Source organism: Sphingobacterium sp. Lzh-3 (assembly GCF_046764375.1).
GTDB lineage: Bacteria > Bacteroidota > Bacteroidia > Sphingobacteriales > Sphingobacteriaceae > Sphingobacterium.
Window position 1 is genome coordinate 4867267 of the sequence record NZ_CP177226.1, and the last position, 22854, is coordinate 4890120.

The window sequence follows — 22854 nt, forward strand, 5'->3', positions numbered from 1 at the left end:
AGTTTTTAAAGTTTGGGAATTTCATTGTCATCAACAACATTTATGATTCAACAATTAGTACACATCGATCAAGAGATTTTTCTGGCCATTAATCAGGGCTTGAGTAACCCCGTATTTGATTGGTTATTGCCTATATTACGCAATCCATACACTTGGGCCCCCTTGTATTTATTTCTGATCATATTTTTCATAAAGACCTATGGAAAAACAGGAATTCTAATTGTTGCCATGACCTTGGTTACCTTCGGAATTTCCGATGGTATATCATCTCATTTGATCAAAAAGACTGTAAAAAGGATCAGACCATGTAACGACGTGGAGTTTAAAGAAAATGTCAACATCCGGGTGCGATGTGGCTCTGGCTTTAGCTTTACCTCCTCTCATGCGGCCAATCATTTTTCACTTGCTTTTTTCTGGATTGTACTTTTCCGGAGAAGATGGAAACATGCGCTTTGGCTTTGTATTACCTGGGCAACCCTAATTTCGGTCTCTCAAATTTATGTTGGTGTCCATTACCCGTTTGATGTCCTCTGTGGCTCAGCCTTAGGTATCCTGGTTGGATTGGCAACAGGCTACTTATTCAAACGGTTTGTGCCTAGCTTTTTTAAAACTGAACGCGTATAATGAATTCAATTTTATTGATTTTAATTTTATTCATACCTGCATTTGCAAGTGGAATTGCTGTATTTTTTGTACAAAAGAAAGGAACCAGTTTCCTTAAACTCATCCTTTCTTTCAGTGGAGCCTATTTATTCTCTATTACGGTACTGCACCTCATTCCGCATGTCTATCAGTCCAACAATACTTCACCTGAGGTATTGGGTATTTATGTGCTTGCTGGATTTCTTTTCCAGCTCTTTCTTGAACAGTTCTCCCAAGGGATCGAGCATGGCCATATCCATACCGATAATGATCACGACCACCACAATCATCGTTTTCCAATCGGTATTATGTTCAGTCTATGTCTTCATGCGTTTCTTGAGGGCATGCCACTTGCAGCAACACATCAGACTGAACTTGCACTAGGCATATCCATCCACCACATTCCGGCGGCATTTGCATTGGGAAGTATTTTATTGAGTACACATTTAAAGAAAAACACCATCCTTATTACACTAGCTTTATTTGCGGCAATGACTCCATTTGGTTTTTTGCTGAGTAAAGCCATCAGCGCAGGTGAAGTAGGAAATATCCAGCAATATTTTGATAAAATCATGGCTGTGGTTATTGGTATTTTCTTGCACATATCAACGACGATACTTTTTGAATCGGGCTCAATTGACCATCATAAATTCAATAAAAAGAAAATGATTGCTGTGATAGCAGGTGTTGCTATTGCACTCGGAAGTTTCCTATTTGTCGGAGAACATGATCATGGGCACGACCAGGATCAACAACCGCATGATCATGAACATCATGACCATGCGCATTAATTTCTTTAGCCGCGAAGTTTATCCAACAGTGTGTTTAGGGTAACAGCTTCTTCTTCGCTAATTCGATTAGGTAAAAGATCCTTCATCAGCATATCCTCATCTAAACTCTTAAGAATCTCGAGGCCCTTCTCAGTGATAACCAAATCCACTGCCCTTTTATCCCCACCCGATTGACAACGTGAAACCAATTCTTTGGAAACCATACGGTCAATCATACGTGAGATGTCTGGGGTAGAGCTCAACATTCTTGATTTAATCAGATTATTGGTTGCAGGCTTCGGATATTGGCCCCTCAATATGCGCAAGACATTAAACTGTTTCAAAGTGATTCCTTCTTTGGCAGCACGCTGTTCTAGCTCATTGTTAATCCAATTGTACGTATATAGAATATTTACCGTACAACGATGCCATTCATTGCTGAACTTATTTACTTTGATTTCGTCCTCAATCTTCATTCTGGTTGATAATTAATCGTTCTTAACAGTAAAGATAGCTGTTTTTTACTAAATACATAACTATGACATTAGAATCATTCTAAATGGTAGAAATTCTGTATATTTGAAGAATTCAAAAAAACAGGTAGATGCGTAATAGAACTAGCTTAGATAAGCTAAAAAAAGGGGAAAAGGCGGTAATTATCGATTTTGATTCACACGAAATTCCAGCTAAATTTTTCGAATTGGGGTTTACTCCCGGTACTGAAGTAGAAGTGAAACATATCGCACCTTTGGACGGTCCTATATGTCTAAATATTAGTGCTAATAACGCCTTAATTGCTATCCGCAAATCAGAAGCTAAAGTCATCCTTATTGATCAGAAATAATGAATAACCCGATTATTGCACTTTTGGGTAATCCAAATGTGGGTAAAACATCTCTATTTAACCGGATTACAAAATTAAATCAGAAAGTAGGAAATTATCCCGGTATTACGGTCGAAAAACGTGAGGGGCAAGTTAAAGCCAACAACAAAGTTTATCGTATTATTGACTTACCGGGCACATATACCCTGTTCCCAAGTTCATTGGACGAAGAAGTTGTTTTCAATACTTTAGTCAATAAAGAAAGTAGTTTCAGACCAAACCTCGTCGTTGTCGTCGCCGAACCAACGAACCTAAAACGGTCTATTATTCTTTATCAACAAGCCCGGGAACTCGGTCTGCCGGCCATCTTTGTCATCAATATGATTGATGAAGCCAAAGAAAAAGGAATTACAATCGATGTTCAGAAACTTGAGCACCTATTAAATACAAAAGTATACGAAACCAATGCGCGTACGGGGCAAGGTATCGATCAGCTGATCAAAAACTTTGATGCTGTTCCGCCCATGTATATCAGCAAATTCAGTTTACCAACGGAAGCTGATGCAGCATTAGAGGAAACTAAACGTCTTTTCCCATTAGATACGGAATACCATACCTGGCAATACCTGGCCAAAGGCGAAGTATCTTTTTTATCGAAGGAAAAAAATCAGGCTATTCAGCAAATCCGTGAAAAATATCAATTGCGGGCCGAAAAGCTGCAAAAAGACGAAGCCATACTGCGTAGTAAATCCTTAGATAGCAGCCTTGCTGAAATCTACGTAAAGGATGAATCCTCGAATAAAAACAAAACCAATACGATCGATAGCATCCTGCTTCACCCAATCTTTGGTTATGTCATCTTCTTTGGCATCCTCTTTTTAATCTTCCAGGCAATTTATACCTGGTCTGGACCAGCCATGGATTTTATCGATGGTTTATTTGGTGATCTTGCAGCCTATACACAAACAGCACTTCCTGCAGGACCTCTGACCGATTTACTCAGCAATGGTATTATCAAAGGTATTGGCGGGATTGTAATCTTCATTCCACAGATTGTTATTTTATACATCTTTATCTCGATCATGGAAGAAACGGGCTATATGAGCCGTGTTGTTTTCCTGATGGACCGCTGGCTTCGTCCCTTTGGTCTGAATGGAAAATCAGTGATTCCATTGATTTCGGGCGTAGCCTGTGCTGTTCCTGCGGTCATGTCTGCACGTAACATCGAAAATAGCAAAGAAAGACTGGTCACTATTCTGGTAACGCCTTTTATGACCTGCTCGGCACGTCTCCCTATTTATATCGTTCTGATCGGACTGGTGATACCGGACACGAAATTAGGAGGCTTTCAAATACAAGGTATTGTATTGTTTGTGATGTACCTGCTTGGCATATTCGCAGCTTTGCTATCCGCGATTATCCTGACCAAAGTCATCAAATCAAAACACAAATCATTTCTCATCTTTGAACTCCCCACCTATAAGACTCCGGATTGGAAAAATGTAGCCTTAAATGTTTGGGAAAAAGCATCAAGCTTTGTCTTCGGCGCAGGTAAAATTATTTTAGCCATTTCCGTTATACTCTGGGCATTAGGCAGTTTTGGTCCAAACGACAAATTTAGCCAAGCAGAAGAGTATGTAACAAAAAATAACCCCAACCTGTCCGAAGCAGATTTGGAGCATGAAGTTTCATCTTATCGGCTGGAGCACTCCTTCCTTGGTTATCTTGGCATGGCTATTGAACCTGTTGTTGAACCATTGGGTTATGACTGGAAGATGGGTATAGGTCTTATTTCCTCTTTTGCTGCCCGTGAAGTATTTGTTGGCACAATGGCCACCGTGTATAGCCTTGGTGACGAAGTGGATATCGAAGATGAAGCATCTAAAACAACGGTATTAGGCAAAATGAAAAGCGAAATTAACCGGAATACCGGTTTACCGGCTTACAATTTAGCTTCCGGTGTATCCTTATTACTGTTCTATGCTTTTGCTATGCAATGTATGAGTACAATTGCGGCAGTAAAAAGGGAAACAGGTTCGTGGAAATGGACTTTAATACAGCTTGGTTTTATGACAGGTTTGGCCTATTTCAGTGCCTTAATTGCTTATCAACTTTTAAAATAAAAAGCTATGGATAATTTAACAGTACAATATCTCATCGTAGGAATTCTCGTTTTGGCGGCTGTATGGTATGTCGTTAAAAATGTCCGAAAATCATTAAAGGGCAAGTCGAGCTGCTCAAAAGGCTGTGGATGCGACTGCAGCATAGAAAAAACACAAAAAACAAATTAATTTATCTTTTTGAGTAGCATTTGCAAATAAGATTTCGTTATTAGCTAGAGTGGCCAAAAATCACACTAGCTACTAGTTCATAAAGCGCCGTATTTCTAAATTACGGCGCTTTCTATTTTTTAGCCAAACATGGTTACCGCCATTGTTTATAAAAAAACAACGAAATACATTAAAAGCACAACAGAATGTGCACAAATACCTGAGTGTTTTGTTAACTTTATGCGCTTAGGGCAAAAGATGCACTGGGAGCCACGATATTCGTCGGCACATCATACAGCGGCAGCAATTTTGACCAATTTGATTCTGGTACGGAGTAAAGTCTTCATAGGTTTCCCCTGCCAAGGATCAGTCAAAACAGACTAGTAACCGTATTAACCATACACATGGAGAAACAGAACAATAAGGAAGAATTAAAAAGAGGACTTCAAAATAGACATATTCAATTAATTGCCCTGGGTGGTGCAATTGGTACAGGCTTATTTCTGGGTATTGGGAAGGCTGCCACACTAGCTGGGCCGGCAGTTATACTCGGCTATGCTTTCGCTGGAATTATTGCTTTTTTTATTATGCGCCAATTGGGCGAGATGGTCGTTGAGGAACCTGTTTCAGGAAGTTTTAGCTACTTCGCCAACAAATATTGGGGTTCTTTTGCAGGTTATGCTTCGGGCTGGAACTATTGGGTCCTGTATATCTTGGTGAGCATGGCCGAACTCACAGCAATAGGCGTTTATGTGCAGTTCTGGTGGCCTGAAATACCCCTATGGGCATCAAGTTTATTTTTCTTCTTTGCTATCAACGCCCTTAATCTTGCCTCTGTCAAAATTTATGGCGAGACGGAATTTTGGTTCTCCATTATTAAGGTTATTGCGATTATCGCAATGATTGTTTTTGGTGTATACTTACTGGTAAGCGGTACTGGAGGTGAGCAGGCAAGTCTCAGCAACCTGACTTCACATGGTGGTTTTTTCCCAAAAGGCTGGTTTAACGAAACATCGGATGGAAATTTTGAAGGTCTCCTTTCGGCCATGGCATTGATTATGTTTTCTTTCGGTGGCCTAGAGTTGGTTGGTATTACTGCTGCAGAAGCCGAACATCCCGAAAAGAACATCCCCAAAGCGACCAACCAGGTGATCTATCGGATCTTGATCTTTTATGTAGGTGCACTCGTTATTCTTTTCTCTTTGACGCCGTGGACGAATATCACCGCCGATACAAGTCCCTTTGTACTGGTATTTGATAAACTTAATGGGTTTGAATTTACCATCTTTGGAAAGACTTTCTATTTCACAAAAATTATCGCAAATGCGCTAAATCTCATTGTCCTTACCGCCGCTTTATCGGTATATAATAGCAGTGTGTACAGCAATAGCAGAATGCTATATGGACTGGCAGAACAGGGGAATGCCCCTCGTTTTCTTTCGAAACTCAACAAGAATCATGCGCCTATTAACGCAATTTTGGTCTCGGCACTGTTCGCTGCGATCTGTGTATTTATCAACTATGTTGCGCCGAAAAATGCCTTGGAGATCTTGATGTCGCTTGTGGTATCTTCACTGATTATAAACTGGGTGATGATTTCCATTACACACTTGTATTTCAGAAAGAATAAACTCGATGCCCACTTACAGACCAAGTTTCCATCCTTTCTATATCCTCTAAGTAACTATATCTGTCTGATCTTTTTGATCGCTGTACTTGGCATTATGTGGATAACGGGAATGAAACTTCCGGTAGAATTGATCCCTGCTTGGCTTATATTACTCTATGTGAGTTATGTTTTGATCAAAAGAAAGAAATCTTAGTTCACTGGAACCTTGATCTTATCAATCAAAAAAGCCTGATTCATTGCATGAATCAGGCTTTTTTGATAAAATTTAAAGCGGGTATTCCTCCTCGAGAATAGCAAATTCATAATTGTCGCTCCAACCATCTTTTAAAGGCAAAATTTTCCGTCTGCGGGCCTCTTTGACCATGCCTACTTTCTCCATTACTTTCGCGGAAGCGATATTTTCAACAGCACAACCGCCCTCAATTCTATGAAAATTAAGTTCCTTGAAACCAAATGTCAAGATTCGGTTCAATGCCTCTGTTGCATAGCCCTTATTCCACATTGTCGGAACAAGCTTAAACCATACTTCTGCATTTCGATAGCGTAGCTTGACAACGCTGATATTAATTAGACCAATAAATTCCTTTCCTTCTAGAGTTTCTATATAAAAGGTATAATCCTTTCGGACATCGGATTCATTGATTTGCGCTGACCAAGCTTCCACCATTTGCGCCGTATGGGCTATTCCATCCGGAAATCCACTCGGATTAAACAATGCAGATTCAGGGTACATTAATAGGGAATGGATATTTTCCACATCTATTTTCTCTACGGATCTGAGCTTGAGCCGTTCTGTTTTAATTTCCATTTTTAAAATTACACAAATGGCTTAATTTTCTTCAGCCATTTGACAATAATAATTAAAACAAGCCGAGCTGCGTGCCTGCATCGGGTAAGCGGAAAAGATCCCTTCTCAAGGATGGAAGTGTCCCATTATTCATATATTTCTTGACGGAAAGCTTGAATAAATGCTGTAAACTCTCGGCCATATGACCATCCCCTTTTATCCTCCGTCCAAAATCGGTATCGTTAATTTTTCCGCCATGGCAGGCTTCAATCCAATGTAATACCTTTTCGGCACGGTCAGGATAATTCTGATAGAGCCAATCCTTAAAGATACCACCGATCTGTCCATTGAGCCGCACGATGGTATAAGAGGCTGTAATTGCTCCCGCATCTGCTCCCGAACGAATCAGATCTGAAATCTCATCACTATTGATCCCCGGAACGATGGGTGCCATCATCAGCATGACGGGTACACCAATCCCTGCCAATCCCTCAATCAGTTTCAACCGGGCCGATGCCGTTGCAGTACGGGGTTCCATTTTCTGACGTACCTCCTCGCGCAACGAATTGATGGTTACTGCAACGGAAACCAGATTGTGCGCTGCAAGCTCACGCAAAAGATCAAAATCCCGCCGCATCAGTACATTTTTGCTGATGATAGAGACCGGATGCTGGTATTTGACCATCAATTCTAGAAGTGAACGTGTGATACCCAGCTTTCGTTCAATAGGTTGATAACAGTCTGTATTGCCGGAAAGCATAATCAAATCGGGCTGATAGCTCGATTTTCTAAACTCCTGTTCGAGAAGCTGAGCCGCATTATGTTTTACCAGGATCTTACGCTCAAAATCCAATCCTGCACTAAAACCCCAATACTCATGCGAATTGCGCGCATAACAATAAATACACCCATGCTCACAGCCCTGATAGGGGTTAATGGATCTTTCAAAACGGAGATCCGGACTATTTGACTTAGAAATAATGGATTTTGGATGAGTCGGAATAAATTGTGTTTTTTCGGCCCCCAAGAACTCCTCATCCAGCCCTTCAACATGCTCCTGCACGTATTGGTTAGAAAAAAATTTGTTATTGGGATTGATCTGTGCCCCCCTGCCTTTAAGATATTCCGATGCATTCATAGGTTAAAATTACTAAAATTATTAGTAAAAACAAATTTGGATCTCTTAATTTTCCCAAAGGCCGAAAGCGAATATCCTCGAGTTTGAAGCCCAAATAAATCGCATTTTAAACCAAACAAAAAATCCCTATACTGTCGTTACAGTATAGGGATTAAAATTTTTATGCTAGATCTCAATCCAGCTTCTTCTTATTTCATTAAGAAACCACCACCGAGTAGATCATTGCCTTCATAAAAAACGGCCGATTGTCCAGGAGCAATACCTTTCACATTGTGTACAAAATCAATGCGCACTTTATCGCCTTCTTGGGAGATGGTCGACAAAGCACCAGAATCTTTATAACGTACCTTTGAAATTGCTTCCATCGGTTGATCCAGTCCTGCATATTTCACAAAGTTCACATTGCGAACATAGGCATGTGACTTTTCAAGTTCGTGTTCTTCACCCAATACCACCGTATTACTTTCTGGAAGGATTTCGATCACAAACATCGGTTTACCCAAGGCAATACCTAAGCCTTTACGTTGACCGATGGTGAAATAAGGGTAACCAATATGTTTACCGACGACGGTACCATCGGAAAGGATAAAATTACCAGGACCAATTTGTTGATCCAATGTTGGCACCTTATGTCTCAAAAACGCACGGTAGTCGTTGTCAGGTACGAAACAGATTTCATAACTCTCAGACTTATTGGCCAATTCTTTTTGTCCCATATCCAAAGCCATCTGACGAATTTCCTTCTTCGTGAAAGATCCTAAAGGGAACTGCGTCCGCGCAAGGTTTTCTTGCGACACGCCCCATAGAACGTAAGATTGATCTTTATTTTCATCCTTACCTTTTGATATCACATAGCGACCATTGTCGTGCATACGGATATTGGCATAGTGCCCGGTAGCGATAAATTCACAGTCCAATTTGTCAGCACGTTTCATTAAAGCCTCCCACTTGATGTGGGTATTACACAATACGCATGGGTTAGGCGTGCGTCCAGCAATATATTCTTCTACAAAATTATCAATCACAAAATCTCCAAACTCATCACGTATATCTAATATATAATGAGGGAAACCATAGTTTACGGCTAATGTACGAGCGTCATTGATACTATCAAGGCTACAACATCCGGTCTCTTTCGACGAACCACCTGCAGATGCATAATCCCATGTCTTCATCGTGATACCGATAACTTCATATCCTTGTTCGTGGAGCATGACAGAAGCAACGGAGCTATCTACCCCTCCACTCATTGCAACTAAAACTCTTCCTCTTTTACTCATCTCTAATTATTGAAATGCAAAGATACAGCTTATTCCTTTTCCTATATGTTAGTTTCTTGTAATTTTATCTCGATCAAAATCAACACGTTCGAAAAAAGTACGAAAATAATCTGCATAAAAGTTTTAGAATTCAAATTATCGGACTATATTTGCATCGCAATAGGGGAACAAACCCATAGCAAAAAAGCGGTGCCATAGCTCAGCTGGTAGAGCAAAGGACTGAAAATCCTTGTGTCCCTGGTTCGAACCCAGGTGGCACCACGCTTCAATCTGATGATCACAGATTTAAATAAAAGGTCAACTGGTGCCATAGCTCAGCTGGTAGAGCAAAGGACTGAAAATCCTTGTGTCCCTGGTTCGAACCCAGGTGGCACCACAAAAAAAGCTTGTTCATTGAACAGGCTTTTTTTGTTTTAGCTAACTGCATTTCATACAACTTCCCCTTCGTCTTCGCTATGTAGAACATTCACCATACCACCACTACCCGAGTTCGATGGGAGATGTTTTCATTGATTGAAGGGCAATATCAAAAAACGCTCATGGATTTTGGAAATGAACCAAGTTGTCACTTTAAAAACCACACAAGTTTAATTTCCAAAACCCAATCGCTGCTCTACTACGATTCAGCAATAATGGAGCGATCCAAATGCACATAGCCGCCGTCCACATGAATCAATTGGCCAGTTGTATGACTTGATTTGTTAGACAGCAAAAAGACTGTTGTATCGGCGATTTCTTCTGCTGTCGTCATGCGATGCTCCAATGGAATGCGATCCGTAATTTTCTTCAAGGTTTCCTCCGGATTTGATAAGGTTTGAATCCAGGTATCGTATTGCGGAGTGGCACATTCTGCCACGATAATGGCATTTACACGAATCGAATAAGGCAACAACTCTACAGCCCACTCGCGTGTAAGCGCATTACGTCCGCCATTGGATGCCGCATAAGCCGAGGTATTCCCCTGTCCTGTTTCGCCAGTTTTGGACGAAATATTCACAATACTGCCCTTAGAAGCTTTCAATGCATCCAAGGCGTGATGTGCCATCAGATAGTAGTGAATTAAGTTCTTGTGCAGCGAAGCAACAAATTTTTCATAATTACCGGATGCTAATCCGACACCATCATTTTGCCCAGCATTATTCACCAAACCATCGATACGGCCATATACTTCCAATGTTTTTTGGACTGCTCGTTCACAATCTTCGGGTTTAGATAACTCTGCTTCAATACAGAGTGCATCCACACCAAATTGCTTGATTTCTTCCTTGACTTTTTCATTATCCGCCTGTTTACGACCAACAATGACCGGAATAGCCTGTTCTTTAGCTAAGGCATGAACTACGGCCCGCCCGATTCCTTTTGCTCCGCCGGTAACAATAACAACTTTATCTCTTAAATGAAGATCCATAATACTTTTATTGAATGGTTTGTTTCATTGATTGTGCTTAACATTCGCAACAATGAACTCGTTCTCTGGTTATTGATTAATTTTATATTGACGTTATTCAGCCCATTTATCCGGCTTCATGGCCAATAAAAAACTTCAGCATGTTATTTTTCCCTTTCATAACATACTGAAGTTTTTCCTTTTAAAGATTATATACACGTATAGCGTTCTCTGCCCAAAATGCGTTCTTCTCTGCAGCTGTAAATTGTCCTAGTTTATCTTCAACTATGGCAATACTTTCTTCATAAGATGCCGCCAATAGACATACCGGCCAATCTGACCCATACATAATGCGCTCCTTTCCAAAACGTGCAAAGATATGCTCCAGATATTGTTTAAAATCATCAAGCTTCCATCCCTCCCAATCGGCCTCTGTTGCAAGTCCAGAAACTTTACATACAACATTCGGAAAAGCCGATAGCGCATCGATAAACGCTGCCCACTCATCAAATGCTTTCGACTTGATTGGCGGTTTAGCGATATGATCCAGCACAAATTGTAGATTTGGATTTTGCTGCACACAATCTAGCGTTGCTGCATAATGACGTGGACGGATGAGCAGATCATAAGTATAACCATAATCTGCCAATGCCTTCAGTCCATTTAGTACGGCAGGGCGGATAAGAAAATCAGGATCCGCTTCTCCTTCAACAATATGACGAAATCCTTTGATGACCGTATCTGACTGATAGCTATCCAACTGTTGTCGAATATCTGCTGCTTGAAGATCAATCCAGCCCACAACGCCTTTAATAAAAGGATAATCATTAGCCAGCTGAACCAAGTAAGCAGTCTCTTCTTTGGATTGATCTGCCTGAACAGCAACACTCCCTCCGAATCCATTTCGTTCAAGCACAAACTGAATATCCAAAGGGCTGAAATCACGTCTTATGACCTGCATTTCTTCGGTAATCCAACTATCTCTAATTGGGTCGAATTTCCAGAAATGCTGATGGGTATCTATACGCATAATGAAATGAAAACCTGATGAGCAATTAATTTTTTGAATACGCTACAACAGTCTGACGGGACTCCCCAAGACCATCTGCTCCTAACTCGATAACATCGCCGGGTTTCAAGTAAATCGGTGGATTAAATCCTAACCCAACACCTGCAGGTGTACCTGTTGAAATAACGTCGCCAGGCAACAAAGTCATAAATTTAGACACATACGACACCACATGTGCTACCGAGAAGATCAAATCCTTGGTATTGCCATCCTGATAGGTTTTTCCGTTTACCTTTAACCATAGACGCACATTGTTGATATCTTTGATTTCCTCTTTTGTCGCCATGAAGGGTCCCATTGGTGCGAAAGTATCACATCCTTTTCCTTTATCCCAGGTACCGCCACGTTCCAGCTGATACTCACGTTCGGAAACATCATTGTGCAACACATATCCAACCACATAATCTAAGGCCTCATGCTCTTCTACATAAGAGGCTTTTTTGCCGATCACGATACAGAACTCCACTTCCCAATCTGTTTTTAAAGAATCTTTAGGAATCATGACATTATCGTATGGACCTACCAACGAAGTGGTTGATTTCATAAAGATGATCGGTTCAGCAGGAATAGGTGCATTGGTTTCCTTTGCATGGTCTAAATAGTTCAATCCAATACAAACAATTTTGGATGGGCGGGCAAAAGGTGCTCCGATACGCTCGTCTTGAGGAACTTCAATCAACTTACCTTCATTTGCCTTCACAAATTCTTCTAAACGAGCTACACCATCCTCAGCAAAGAATTGCTCATTGTAATCACCACCAAATGCGCTTACATCGTAATTTACACCATCGATCTGAACACCGATTTTCTCTTTGCCTTGAGCTCCAAAACGTATTAATTTCATTTTTATAGTATTGAGATAATAGATATTTTATTTTTAGCTTTTTAATTGTTCAATTTAATAAAACCACCATCAATTGGATAGTCATTCCCAGTAATAAAGCCCGCGTCGTCACTACATAGGAAAAGTGCTAATTTGGCAATTTCCTCCGGTTGTGCCATGCGGCCTATTGGTTGGCTTGCTGATAATTTTTCAAACATTTCTTCCTCTTTTCCAGGATAGTTTTTTGCGATAAATCCATCCACAAATGGCGTATGTACACGTGCAGGCGAAATGCTATTGCAACGAATACCGTATGCCATGTAATCCCTTGCAACAGACATTGACATCGCGTAAATAGCACCTTTGCTCATCGAATAAGCAAAACGATCCGTGATACCAACCCATGCAGCGATGGAAGCAAGATTAAGGATTGCTCCCGAACCCTGCGCTTTCATCATCGGCACGATAGCATGCAATGCATTATATGCTCCCTTAACATTCACATTAAAAACACGCTCAAAATCTTCTGATTGACAATTTTCCAAATTACCAACGTGAGCAATACCAGCATTATTTACTAAAATATCAATTTTTCCGATATTTTGTGCTATAGCAGTAATTTCTTGCTGGTCAGTTACATTACAACGATTAAACACAGCCTGGCCACCCAAAGCCAAGATCTCATCAACCACCGCATTACCACCGTCTTCATTCAAATCCAGAATATGAACTTTTGCTCCTTCTGCAGCAAATTGCAGACTGATCGCACGGCCTATCCCACTACCACCACCGGTAATTACAGCTACTTTTTGTTCTAATTTTCCCATTGTTATTTAATTGTTAATGTCAATACCAAATCTGCTTCATCTGTCGATGCTGGCAAATCCACGCGTAGACTATTGTTCTTATGACTAAACTTAATCTCTTTCTTTCCGATAAATGTGCTTACTTTTTTCACCTGATAAGGCAGGTTATTGATCAACAATTCCTTTTTATCCGTTTTAAACACATGTAGATACACCTGATTTCCTTTTTTTGTCAACGCATAATCGTCTGTTGGCGGCACCGCTCCTCCTTCTGTTCCATAGATTGTTTCACCATACACCGATAGCCATTTTCCAAGTTCTTTCAAACGCTCCTGTTGATAGTCCTGAATCTCGCCGTTCGGCATCGGACCTACATTGAGCAATAAATTGGAACCATGACCAGCTGCTTTGACCAGATATTTCAGCACTTCCTGAAAAGATTTTCGTGTCCGATCTTTCAGCTCAAATCCCCACGATCCTGCAATTGTTCCACATACTTCCTTCGGCAATTTCCCAACATCATGTGCTTTCGTGCCGAACCCAGTGGTATTCTCGCCAGGCAAATCACGTTCGAACATCTGAAAATCTTCACCTTCAAATGGCGCCAGATGGTGATTGTTACCCACCAAACATTGCGGCTGTAACTTATGAATCAATTCATAGATTTCTTTAAAATGCCAATCTTCATTGGGCTTGTCCCAATGACCATCAAACCAGATCCCATCGATGTTGCCATAATTGCTCAAAAGTTCGGTCAATTGGCTTTTCATAAACTGGACATAATGATTCCAATCCCCTTTTGTTGAATCGCGGCCCGCAATGCCGCCGCCCGTTTTACCAACGGGTAGATAATCATCCCGGTGCCAATCTAAAAGTGAATAGTAGAACATCACTTTTATCCCTTCTGCATGGCAAGCTTCCACCAACTCTTTCACAATATCGCGTTTGAAGGGCGATTTCTTCACCACATTATAATCTGAGATCTGGCTATTCCACATCGAAAACCCATCATGATGTCTGGTGGTAAAGGTGATATACTTGGCTCCGGCCTGTTTAAATAACTTCGCCCATTCTTTCGCATTGAAGGAAATTGGATTGAAAAATTTAGGCAGCAATGCATATTCATCCAAACTGATATTTTGGTTGTTCATGACCCATTCACCATCTCCCAGCACACTATATACCCCCCAATGGATAAAAACTCCAAACCGAGATTGTTCAAACCATTCCCTATTTTTTAGATTTTCGGGACTCGGTTGATAATGTTGCTGGCTATAGCTCGCGGATACAGATCCCAGCAGCAAGGCCAAACCACAGATTACATGTTTAAGTTTCATATGTAAATAATTAGTTTTCATGGATTTTCAATAAACTCATTATACTCAGCTACAATGAAACACCTCTACGCCAAGGGATGAAATCATCCTGACCCAACAACACCGCTTTTGGTTTCACTTCACCGGAAGCAACTTCTATCACATAATCCAAAATACGGTGTGCAGCCTCCTCAATAGTCTCTGTACCTTCGATAATAGTACCACAGTTCAGATCCAGGATATCGGGCATTTTCTCAAAAGTTTTGGTATTTGTTGAAAGTTTCACAACCGGTGTGATCGGGTTACCTGTAGGTGTACCTAGGCCCGTCGTAAACAAGACGATATTGGCACCTGCGGCCACCTCTGCAGTGGTACTTTCCACATCATTACCAGGAGTACACAGTAAGTTTAACCCCGGACCATTGGCCAATTCAGGATAATCAATCACCGCTGCAACAGGTGATGTTCCTCCTTTTTTGGCTGCTCCTGCAGACTTAATCGCGTCAGTAATCAAGCCATCACGAATATTTCCCGGAGAAGGATTCATATAGAAACCCGAGCCATCAGCTTCGGCTTTTGCATTATACGTACGCATCAGCGACATAAAACGCTCCGCAGTTGGCTCATCGATACAACGATCACTCAACTCCTGCTCCACGCCACATAATTCAGGAAATTCCGCCAGAATCACCGATCCGCCTAAAGTCACCAAAATATCCGATACAAAACCGAGCGCTGGATTGGCAGAGATTCCCGAGAATCCATCCGAGCCACCACATTCCAGTCCAATGCACAATTTGTCCAATGTGGCTGGTTTGCGCTCATTTTTATCCGCTTGCATCATCCCCGCAAAAGTTGCCTTAATAGCCTTTTGCATAAGTTCCTTTTCAGTTCCTTCTTTCTGCTGCTCGAAAATATATAGCGGGCGATCAAAACCCGGGCTTCGCTTTTCAATCTCCGCCTTCAGAATAGAAGCCTGCGCATGCTGGCATCCTAAACTCAATACGGTTGCCCCCGCAACATTCGGATGGGTAATATAGCCTGCTAAAAGACCACATAAAGCATCCGAATCCATACGTGTTCCGCCGCATCCCATTTCATGATTCAAAAACTTGATACCGTCGACATTTTTGAATAAGCGTTCCTGCTCACTGGAAGTCGAATTAGCAAGTAGATCCTGACTAAGGATCGTATTTACATCAGCACCAGACTTATATAAGCCAATGAGATCTTCGACCTCGGAAACGTAATTATTCGCTTTTACTTTATAGCCCAGCTTCTCCTCAAATGCAGCCTTCAAGGTCAATACATTTCTGTTTTCGCAAAAAACCAACGGAATAACCAACCAGTAATTGGCCGTTCCAACCGTCCCGTTTGAACGGTGGAATCCATTGAACGTTTTATCTTTAAATGCAGTAACATCAGGTTTTGTCCAATCGGTCTTACGGTTGCCCATTCTAAAATCTTCCGATGCATGCCGCAAGTTTTCGGTGGTAATAAGTTCCCCTTCAGCTAAGGGAGTATTCAATTTCCCAACCAGAACACCATACATCAATATCTCCGTATCTTGTTCCATTGGCTGGATCGTGAATTTATGTTTGGCGGCAACAGCTTGCTTCAATGTAAATTCCTTACCTTCAAAAACAATCGTTGTTCCCTCAGCCAAGTCCTGTAATGCAACAAGGACATTATCCATTGGATGGATCTGTAAATAGCGCTGTATAGCCATAATTATACTAATTCAAATATTTTTGTCATCATTACCCATTTCTCTCCTGGCTTTGCCCCCGGAATAGCCGACTGATATTTCCACATCAGTTGTTCCCATTCCTGAACTTTTTCATTGGCAGCATCCATAGCTGATTTTTTTTCAAATGAAAAATCTTCACCTACCTCCATGTTCATAAACAATCTATTTTCAAAACGATAGATCTCCATCTGCAGAATACCTGCATCCAGGATCGAGCGTTTTATTTCCGGCCACACTTCACGGTGGTAATCCTCATATTCCTTGATCAATTGTGGATCGTTCACAAGATCCAAGGCCATGACATATCTTTTCATTACTAACTAATTAATGTGATTTAAGATTTTCTGTTTCCGCAATACTGACATTTCTATTTTGGAACGCAAACAACAAGACAACAATAAAACAAACCAATGGTACAAAATAGCCATATTGGAAATGTCCCGTTTTATCAGAGATAAAACCCAATATTGGCGGCAATAAAGCACCACCTACAATAGACATGACGATCAAACTAGATGCAGATTTGGTATCGGCACCAATACCTTGTACACCAAACGCGAATATCGTTGGAAACATAATGGACATAAAGAATGCAATGCCAATCAGCGCGTATATGGTCTGAATACCCGATCCGAAAATGACAAAGAGGGATAGAACGATTGCTATAGCGGAATAGATGATCAGAAGCTTGGAGGCTGACACAAAACGCATAAAAAATGTACCGATAAACCGGCCCAACATAAATGCCAATCCAGCAAACCCAGCATAATCGGCACCATCCTTACCTGATATGCCGGCAGCTTCTGTTGCATATAATACAAGGAAGCTTAAAATACAAACTTGCGCTCCCACATAGAAAAACTGAGCCACCACTGCCCAACGCACATTTTTATGACGCAACGCATGGAAAAAACCGGCTCTACCTTCTTCCTCAGCATCTTTAATATCAGGTAATCTGGTAAAGAAAAACAACGCAGCGATCAATAAGATCAATATCCCTAATACCACATAAGGCAATTTCACAGCAGCTGTTTCCGACTGAATATACGCCATCTTTGCCTGCTCCGCCATTTGCGACAGTTCTTCCTGTGATTTGGGTTCATGGGATAAAATAAATTTTCCACCAAAAATCGGAGCAACAAAGGCCGCTAACCCATTAAAGGACTGTGCAAAATTAAGTCGTTGCGCCGACGAAGCTGGATCTCCTAAAATCGCTACATACGGATTTGCTGCAGTTTCCAGAATAGTAAGACCACAAGCAACAACGAACAAAGCCCCCAAAAAGAAAACATAACTTATCGTATTGGCCGCAGGTACAAAAAGAAAACAGCCAATGGCAAAAAAGATCAATCCGATCAAAATACCGGCTTTATAGCCATATTTTTTCATGATAATTCCAGCGGGAATCGCCATCACAAAATAAGCGATAAATACAGCTGAATCGACTAAGGAAGCCTGAAAATGGGATAAACTAAACGCATTCCTCAAATGCGGAATTAAGATTGGATCAAGGTTATGAATAAATCCCCAAAAAAAGAACAAGGATGTCACCAAAATCAAGGCAAATGCGTAACTCTTTTTATTCGTCATATTTTTCAAATGGTTATAAGTAGTTATTTAATGTAAAATAAGCTTAAAAATGCTAGACAATATTCAAGTATATTATCAAATTATTAAGCTATATTACCATAGCTAAACTGAATTATGTAACTTTACTGCATATATTTCATAATTATGAAAGCACAACTGCTTCATTTAAACAGCAATCTTGAGCATTCGTTCAACGCGAGAAGAGACAATACGCCCCAGTACCATAATCTTTGGCATTACCATGAAGAACTGGAATTAATATATTTTGCCAAAGGCTCAGGTACCCAATTTATTGGGGATAGTGTCCGGCGCTTTGAATCGGGCGATATCACCCTTGTTGGTTCAAACCTGCCTCACTATTGGTTATTTGACGAAATTTATCTTCAAGAGGAAGAAGCAGAAAGCGCAGATATTCGTGTGCTACATTTTAAGGAAAACTTTTGGGGAAATGATTTCATTAATTTACCTGAAAATAAATCCATCAAAGACCTTATACGTGTAGCCAAAAGAGGCATTTCATTATTGGAGAGCAGCCGACTAAAAACTGTGCAATTAATTGACGCTATCTTGGCAGCAACAGGTACCACACGTATTATTCATTTATTAGAAATCTTACAATATATTTCGGCCGAAGAACAACATGATTTATTAACGAGCCCCACTTTTACCATACAGCTGCAAGATCAGGACGCCAACCGTATGCAGATTGCCATGCAATATATCGGTGAAAATTATCGCGACCAGATACGACTGCAGGAACTTGCTTCCCTAACGGGAATGACCCCCAATTCGTTCTGCCGTTATTTCAAATCACAAATCGGAAAAACACTCTTTCAGTTTCTGATCGAAATGCGTGTGAAGACAGCCTGCAATTTATTAATAGAAAACAAACAGACGGTGAAGCAGATCTGCTTTGAATCAGGTTTTCAAAACTTTTCGAGCTTCCATAAATACTTCAAAAATGTAACTGGCACGACACCGCTCAGCTTTCAGCGATCAAAAACTTAAGACGATTTTACCCAATACGCTTGAATCTTCCATCAATCGATGGGCTTCAGCGGCCTCCGCAAAAGGAAGCACACGGTATAAAGTAGGTCTGAAATCGCCAGCGCTAAGCTTCGGCCATACTTGAGACCAGATATCATCCCGTAACACTTGCTTAAATTCACGGTCTCTCGCCCGCAGTGTACTTCCCGTTAAAACAATCCGTTTCTGCATTAATTTGAGCAAGTTTAACTCGACTCTTGCGCTTTCCATCGCATTAATGTAAACCAACCGGCCATCAGGGTTCAATAGATTGATATTTTTCTCAAAATATGATCCGCCAATACTGTCTAAAATAACATCAACCCCCAAAGGCTTCAGCGCCTCCAGAAAATCCTCGGTTTTATAATTTATTGTTTTGCTGGCTCCCAATGATTTACAAAAGCTAGCCTTTTCAGCTGAGCTGACTGTCGTATAGACTACCGCACCAAACAAGGTCGCTAATTGAATGGCCGTACTGCCGATCCCACCAGCACCACCGTGCACCAAAAAATGATCGTCGGCCTGCAACCTTCCCCGTCGAAAGACATTGTCCCAGACCGTAAAAACGGTCTCGGGCAGCGAAGCAGCCTCCGCAAAATCTAAATGATCGGGAATAGGTAAACAATGCCCCTGATAGACTTTCGCATAGGAAGCATAGCCTCCACCGCCAACAAGTGCACATACACGATCACCAATAGACCAATCAACCACATCCTTCCCTTTAGCGACTACAATCCCTGCTATTTCCAATCCCGGTATTCGCGCATCCACACCGGGAGGTGCCGGATAGTTGCCTTTACGCTGAAAAACATCAGGCCTATTTACTCCTGCAGCCTTTACTTCCACCAAAACCTCCAGTTCACCGATCTGTGGCATCTCCACATCGTGGACTTCCAAAACTTCCGGTCCACCCGGTTCAGTAATAATAACGGCTTTCATCATGATTTTTTTGGGTATTTCTGTAACCTTATATTGAGCGAAAGCATAAAATAACGAGCCAAACGATTGTTCCGAACATCTAAAATATCATTTCCCACCACGGCACGTGAAATACCAGTATTCTGATTCATCAGATCGAATCCCTGAAATCTCAACATCCCCAAGTTATTCCTTCCAAAAGTATATTCCATATAGGCATTGATTATCGTCGGATTAATATTGTTCCATGAGCTCGAATAACCCGCATTAAATTTTTGAGAAAGCTCAAGTCCCATGGTAAAATGTTTCCCTAAATACGCTTTAGATCCCAACCCAACAATCCCGGAATGCGCCGTGATATTATCTTGTACAGGCCAGTCAAATGTCGCCCTGTTTAAAGAATAGTTTCCATTTAATTCGGCTTCAAAGATATCACTCCAGGTATAGCGGAATTGAAGAGCCTGTGTAAACAAAAAGTGCCCACCAAAGCTCTTTTTATCATTGACATAGGAAATATTGTTGTAATAATCTGCATTACCATTCAAGCTCATCTGCAAATTATCCGACAATAAAGAAGCTGTAAACAAATAATAGCTCTTAATATCATAATAACCTTCTGTATTGCGATAAGTCGTTTTCTGTATCGTTGAATTCGGTTCAATTGTCCGGTTTGCTACAATCTTGTCATTTACCAAGTTAAAAGCTAGACTGGCCTCTAAATATTGCCCCCTTCGTGTAATGGATTTCCGATACTTTGAAACAATACTATGTGCAAATTCGGATTTCAGATCCTTATTTCCGATCACAATATTTTGTGTGTTGGTATTATCCACTACAGGCTGTATCTGATAGAAGCTAGGCTGGTTATTACGTCCATAATAGTCCATGGAAAGATCCTCTTCTTTGGTAAACTTCCATTTCAATCCAGCAGAAGGCACGAGGTTAACATTTGAATAGGAGGTTTTTATCAGTTTGTCCGTTGAACTTCCCGTTAATTCGGAAGGCTGAACAGCAAAACCGAAGTTCACTTTCACTTTCTCGCTTAAATCTTGCCGGTAAATCATGCCGACTTTATTGCTAGCAAAGGAGTAGTCGTACTTCAAACTAAGGGAGTCTACCAGTATGGGGCCGTTGTTAAAATTATTGTTATTATCAAAAGTGGAGCGGCGGGCATCAATCTTGGTATAGTCGAAATCGTAATTGATCTCCAAGGTACCCCCTAAATCAACGGGCTCCACCAACGACAACCGACTTTGGATATTTTTATTCTCATTGCTGGAACGGACCATTTGATTCAGATAAGTCTCTGTTATTTTCGGCACGTTCGTGCTGCTGTCGATCGCTCTATTAAAATCGCGCACTTCCTCATCTTTATCCAGGGAATTAAAATCCGTATGCAATGTATAAAGCACTTTCCGCCCCGGTTTAGTAAAACTTCGCACGTAAAAAAGATCTAAAGCTGCTGCAGGACTTTCTGTACTATTGGCCGCGCCATAGTTTCCCGTACTACTCAACCGATTATTTTGGATCCTCCTATCTTTTAAGGTATTGCTGGTCGAATTGGCCCAAGATAGTTTGGGCGATATTTTAAGCTGATCTTTGGGCGACAGCTTCATATCAAAATCCCAGTCCATTTTATGTATACGATCGATTGATTTTATCTTGTAGTCTTCATAATTACTAATCAAATTATTCGCGACTTTGCCGTATCCATATATCGATTGTAATAAAGAATTTCCCTGGATATAATTATTCCGCTGCGTAAAGGAATACTTACCGCTTGCTGTTACCGTTTTAGAAAGCGGACTAGAAAAACTCCCCCCGACAGATCCAATTTTATTGACCCCATCCGTAGGGTCTGCAAAGTCGGCTAGCTCGCCCATTTCCCGTTCCCGCTCCCCTCCATTGGGAGAGCCGAAAGAAAAGAGATTGGTATTCGTATTATTCACCGATGCGATAACAGAGTACTCTTTACCGTCATTGAAACGATTCAGTCCAGCACTCCCCAAATAACGATCTACCGAACCTCCGCCAAGCGTGGCTTGACCAAAAGTAATTTTCTTCTTATCATCTTTGAGCACGATATTCAGGACTTTTTCGGATTCAGTACTTTTAATTCCTTTTGCCGTCGCCTCATCACCATAAAAATCAATAACCTGCACACTTTTAACAAAATCTGCAGGAAGATTACGTGTAGCAGTGAGCACATCGCCACCAAAAAATTTTTTCCCATCTACCTTAACAGAGGATATGGGCTTACCAAAAGCATAGACAGAACCATCGCGGGACACCTGTATATTGGGCAATGCTTTAAGCGCCTCTTCTAAGAGTGCCCGACGATCAAATTGAAAGGCATCCAGGTTAAATTGCACAGTATCCTGCTTATATACTATGGGTTTATATTTTAGAACAACAACTTCTTTTAAAAGAGATACATGGGGAAACATGGTCAATTTTCCAACATCCAATTTAGCTGTCGTGCTATTGTACAAGGGATAACTACGCTCCAATATACTTAAGCCCAGCTGGCTACAGCTAATACGAATATCATTACCGAGTACACGACTAAAATGAAAATAACCTGTTGCGGAAGTGGATGAGAACAAGGTATCGCGAGAACTCGTCAGATGAACACTGACGCCATTTAAGGGCCTTCCTGCAGTATCTACAACAATTCCATAAACTTCTTTTTTTGACACCTGCCCTAAAGCGCTTTTGGGTAAAAAAAACAAGTTCGTTATAGCTAAAAAAAGTACTAACCGGATAATATTCCCGCCCCTTAGTTCCATCAAATAGACTTTGCAATAATACAATTCAATATAAGAATTC

The 22854-nt window shown here is 41.0% G+C and carries 21 protein-coding genes and 2 tRNA genes; 9 read left to right on the forward strand and 14 right to left on the reverse strand.

Annotation, left to right across the window (positions count from 1 at the left end; genetic code table 11):
* Positions 1-42 precede the first annotated feature (42 nt).
* Together ACLCDV_RS20445 and ACLCDV_RS20450 are read left to right on the forward strand one after the other, a co-directional pair.
* Complete coding sequence (locus ACLCDV_RS20445) at positions 43-624, forward strand: phosphatase PAP2 family protein (protein WP_333574364.1); 582 nt, start codon at positions 43-45, stop codon at positions 622-624.
* Positions 624-1433 carry a ZIP family metal transporter gene (locus ACLCDV_RS20450; protein WP_317664414.1) on the forward strand — a complete coding sequence of 270 codons (810 nt, stop codon included), beginning with the start codon at positions 624-626 and terminating at the stop codon, positions 1431-1433. The genes ACLCDV_RS20445 and ACLCDV_RS20450 overlap by 1 nt, the downstream gene beginning before the upstream one ends.
* Before the next feature lie 5 nt (positions 1434-1438).
* On the opposite strand, the gene ACLCDV_RS20455 is transcribed toward ACLCDV_RS20450, so the two are convergent.
* On the reverse strand, positions 1439-1888 hold the full coding sequence (locus ACLCDV_RS20455; RefSeq protein WP_317664412.1) for a MarR family winged helix-turn-helix transcriptional regulator: 450 nt from the start codon (positions 1886-1888) through the stop codon (positions 1439-1441).
* A gap of 128 nt (positions 1889-2016) precedes the next feature.
* Between ACLCDV_RS20455 and ACLCDV_RS20460 the strand changes: the two genes are divergently transcribed.
* The 4 genes from ACLCDV_RS20460 (at position 2017) to ACLCDV_RS20475 (ending at position 6328) form a co-directional block, all read left to right on the forward strand.
* Complete coding sequence (locus ACLCDV_RS20460; RefSeq protein WP_317664409.1) at positions 2017-2256, forward strand: FeoA family protein; 240 nt, start codon at positions 2017-2019, stop codon at positions 2254-2256.
* Positions 2256-4358 carry a ferrous iron transport protein B gene (gene feoB, locus ACLCDV_RS20465; RefSeq protein ID WP_317664407.1) on the forward strand — a complete coding sequence of 701 codons (2103 nt, stop codon included), beginning with the start codon at positions 2256-2258 and terminating at the stop codon, positions 4356-4358. Before ACLCDV_RS20460 ends, feoB begins: the two co-directional genes overlap by 1 nt.
* A 6-nt stretch (positions 4359-4364) precedes the next feature.
* Positions 4365-4526, forward strand: a complete 162-nt coding sequence (locus ACLCDV_RS20470) for a FeoB-associated Cys-rich membrane protein (RefSeq protein WP_317664405.1) — start codon at positions 4365-4367, stop codon at positions 4524-4526.
* A 383-nt stretch (positions 4527-4909) separates the two neighbouring features.
* Positions 4910-6328, forward strand: coding sequence for an amino acid permease (locus ACLCDV_RS20475; protein WP_333574362.1), 1419 nt, complete (start codon positions 4910-4912; stop codon positions 6326-6328).
* Between the two features lie 72 nt (positions 6329-6400).
* Here the strand turns inward: ACLCDV_RS20475 and ACLCDV_RS20480 are convergent, their stop codons facing one another.
* From ACLCDV_RS20480 to mnmA, 3 genes are all read right to left on the reverse strand, one after another.
* Positions 6401-6943 (reverse strand): GNAT family protein, encoded by a 543-nt coding sequence (locus tag ACLCDV_RS20480; protein WP_317664401.1) that lies wholly within the window; start codon positions 6941-6943, stop codon positions 6401-6403.
* 52 nt (positions 6944-6995) lie between these two features.
* Positions 6996-8060 carry a PA0069 family radical SAM protein gene (locus tag ACLCDV_RS20485; RefSeq protein WP_411972125.1) on the reverse strand — a complete coding sequence of 355 codons (1065 nt, stop codon included), beginning with the start codon at positions 8058-8060 and terminating at the stop codon, positions 6996-6998.
* Between the two features lie 188 nt (positions 8061-8248).
* The gene (mnmA, locus tag ACLCDV_RS20490) at positions 8249-9340 is read right to left on the reverse strand and encodes a tRNA 2-thiouridine(34) synthase MnmA (RefSeq protein ID WP_046672147.1); all 1092 of its coding nucleotides are present in this window, start codon (positions 9338-9340) and stop codon (positions 8249-8251) included.
* A gap of 188 nt (positions 9341-9528) precedes the next feature.
* Between mnmA and ACLCDV_RS20495 the strand changes: the two genes are divergently transcribed.
* Both ACLCDV_RS20495 and ACLCDV_RS20500 read left to right on the forward strand, forming a co-directional pair.
* Positions 9529-9601, forward strand: a tRNA-Phe gene (locus ACLCDV_RS20495).
* A gap of 42 nt (positions 9602-9643) precedes the next feature.
* Positions 9644-9716, forward strand: a tRNA-Phe gene (locus ACLCDV_RS20500).
* Positions 9717-9956: 240 nt separating this feature from the next.
* Here ACLCDV_RS20500 and ACLCDV_RS20505 read toward each other — a convergent pair.
* From ACLCDV_RS20505 to fucP, 8 genes are all read right to left on the reverse strand, one after another.
* Positions 9957-10748: an SDR family oxidoreductase gene (locus ACLCDV_RS20505; RefSeq protein WP_120336224.1), complete on the reverse strand. Its 792-nt coding sequence runs from the start codon at positions 10746-10748 to the stop codon at positions 9957-9959.
* Between the two features lie 181 nt (positions 10749-10929).
* Positions 10930-11757, reverse strand: coding sequence for an amidohydrolase family protein (locus ACLCDV_RS20510; protein ID WP_333577643.1), 828 nt, complete (start codon positions 11755-11757; stop codon positions 10930-10932).
* 25 nt (positions 11758-11782) lie between these two features.
* Positions 11783-12640, reverse strand: coding sequence for a fumarylacetoacetate hydrolase family protein (locus tag ACLCDV_RS20515; RefSeq protein ID WP_075993923.1), 858 nt, complete (start codon positions 12638-12640; stop codon positions 11783-11785).
* Positions 12641-12681: 41 nt separating this feature from the next.
* Positions 12682-13446 (reverse strand): SDR family NAD(P)-dependent oxidoreductase, encoded by a 765-nt coding sequence (locus tag ACLCDV_RS20520; protein WP_075993924.1) that lies wholly within the window; start codon positions 13444-13446, stop codon positions 12682-12684.
* A 2-nt stretch (positions 13447-13448) separates the two neighbouring features.
* On the reverse strand, positions 13449-14762 hold the full coding sequence (locus ACLCDV_RS20525) for an alpha-L-fucosidase (protein ID WP_411972126.1): 1314 nt from the start codon (positions 14760-14762) through the stop codon (positions 13449-13451).
* A 49-nt stretch (positions 14763-14811) separates the two neighbouring features.
* Entirely contained in the window at positions 14812-16470 is a 1659-nt protein-coding gene (locus ACLCDV_RS20530; RefSeq protein WP_317664390.1) for an altronate dehydratase family protein, read from the reverse strand.
* 2 nt (positions 16471-16472) lie between these two features.
* Complete coding sequence (locus ACLCDV_RS20535; protein ID WP_333577640.1) at positions 16473-16805, reverse strand: L-rhamnose mutarotase; 333 nt, start codon at positions 16803-16805, stop codon at positions 16473-16475.
* A gap of 10 nt (positions 16806-16815) precedes the next feature.
* Entirely contained in the window at positions 16816-18081 is a 1266-nt protein-coding gene (gene fucP / locus ACLCDV_RS20540; RefSeq protein ID WP_411972127.1) for an L-fucose:H+ symporter permease, read from the reverse strand.
* 144 nt (positions 18082-18225) lie between these two features.
* Between fucP and ACLCDV_RS20545 the strand changes: the two genes are divergently transcribed.
* Entirely contained in the window at positions 18226-19089 is an 864-nt protein-coding gene (locus ACLCDV_RS20545; RefSeq protein ID WP_411972128.1) for an AraC family transcriptional regulator, read from the forward strand.
* Here the strand turns inward: ACLCDV_RS20545 and ACLCDV_RS20550 are convergent.
* The gene (locus tag ACLCDV_RS20550) at positions 19078-20049 is read right to left on the reverse strand and encodes an NAD(P)H-quinone oxidoreductase (RefSeq protein WP_411972129.1); all 972 of its coding nucleotides are present in this window, start codon (positions 20047-20049) and stop codon (positions 19078-19080) included. The genes ACLCDV_RS20545 and ACLCDV_RS20550 overlap by 12 nt on opposite strands.
* Positions 20046-22724 carry a TonB-dependent receptor gene (locus ACLCDV_RS20555; protein WP_333577638.1) on the reverse strand — a complete coding sequence of 893 codons (2679 nt, stop codon included), beginning with the start codon at positions 22722-22724 and terminating at the stop codon, positions 20046-20048. The genes ACLCDV_RS20550 and ACLCDV_RS20555 overlap by 4 nt, the downstream gene beginning before the upstream one ends.
* Positions 22725-22854 lie beyond the last annotated feature (130 nt).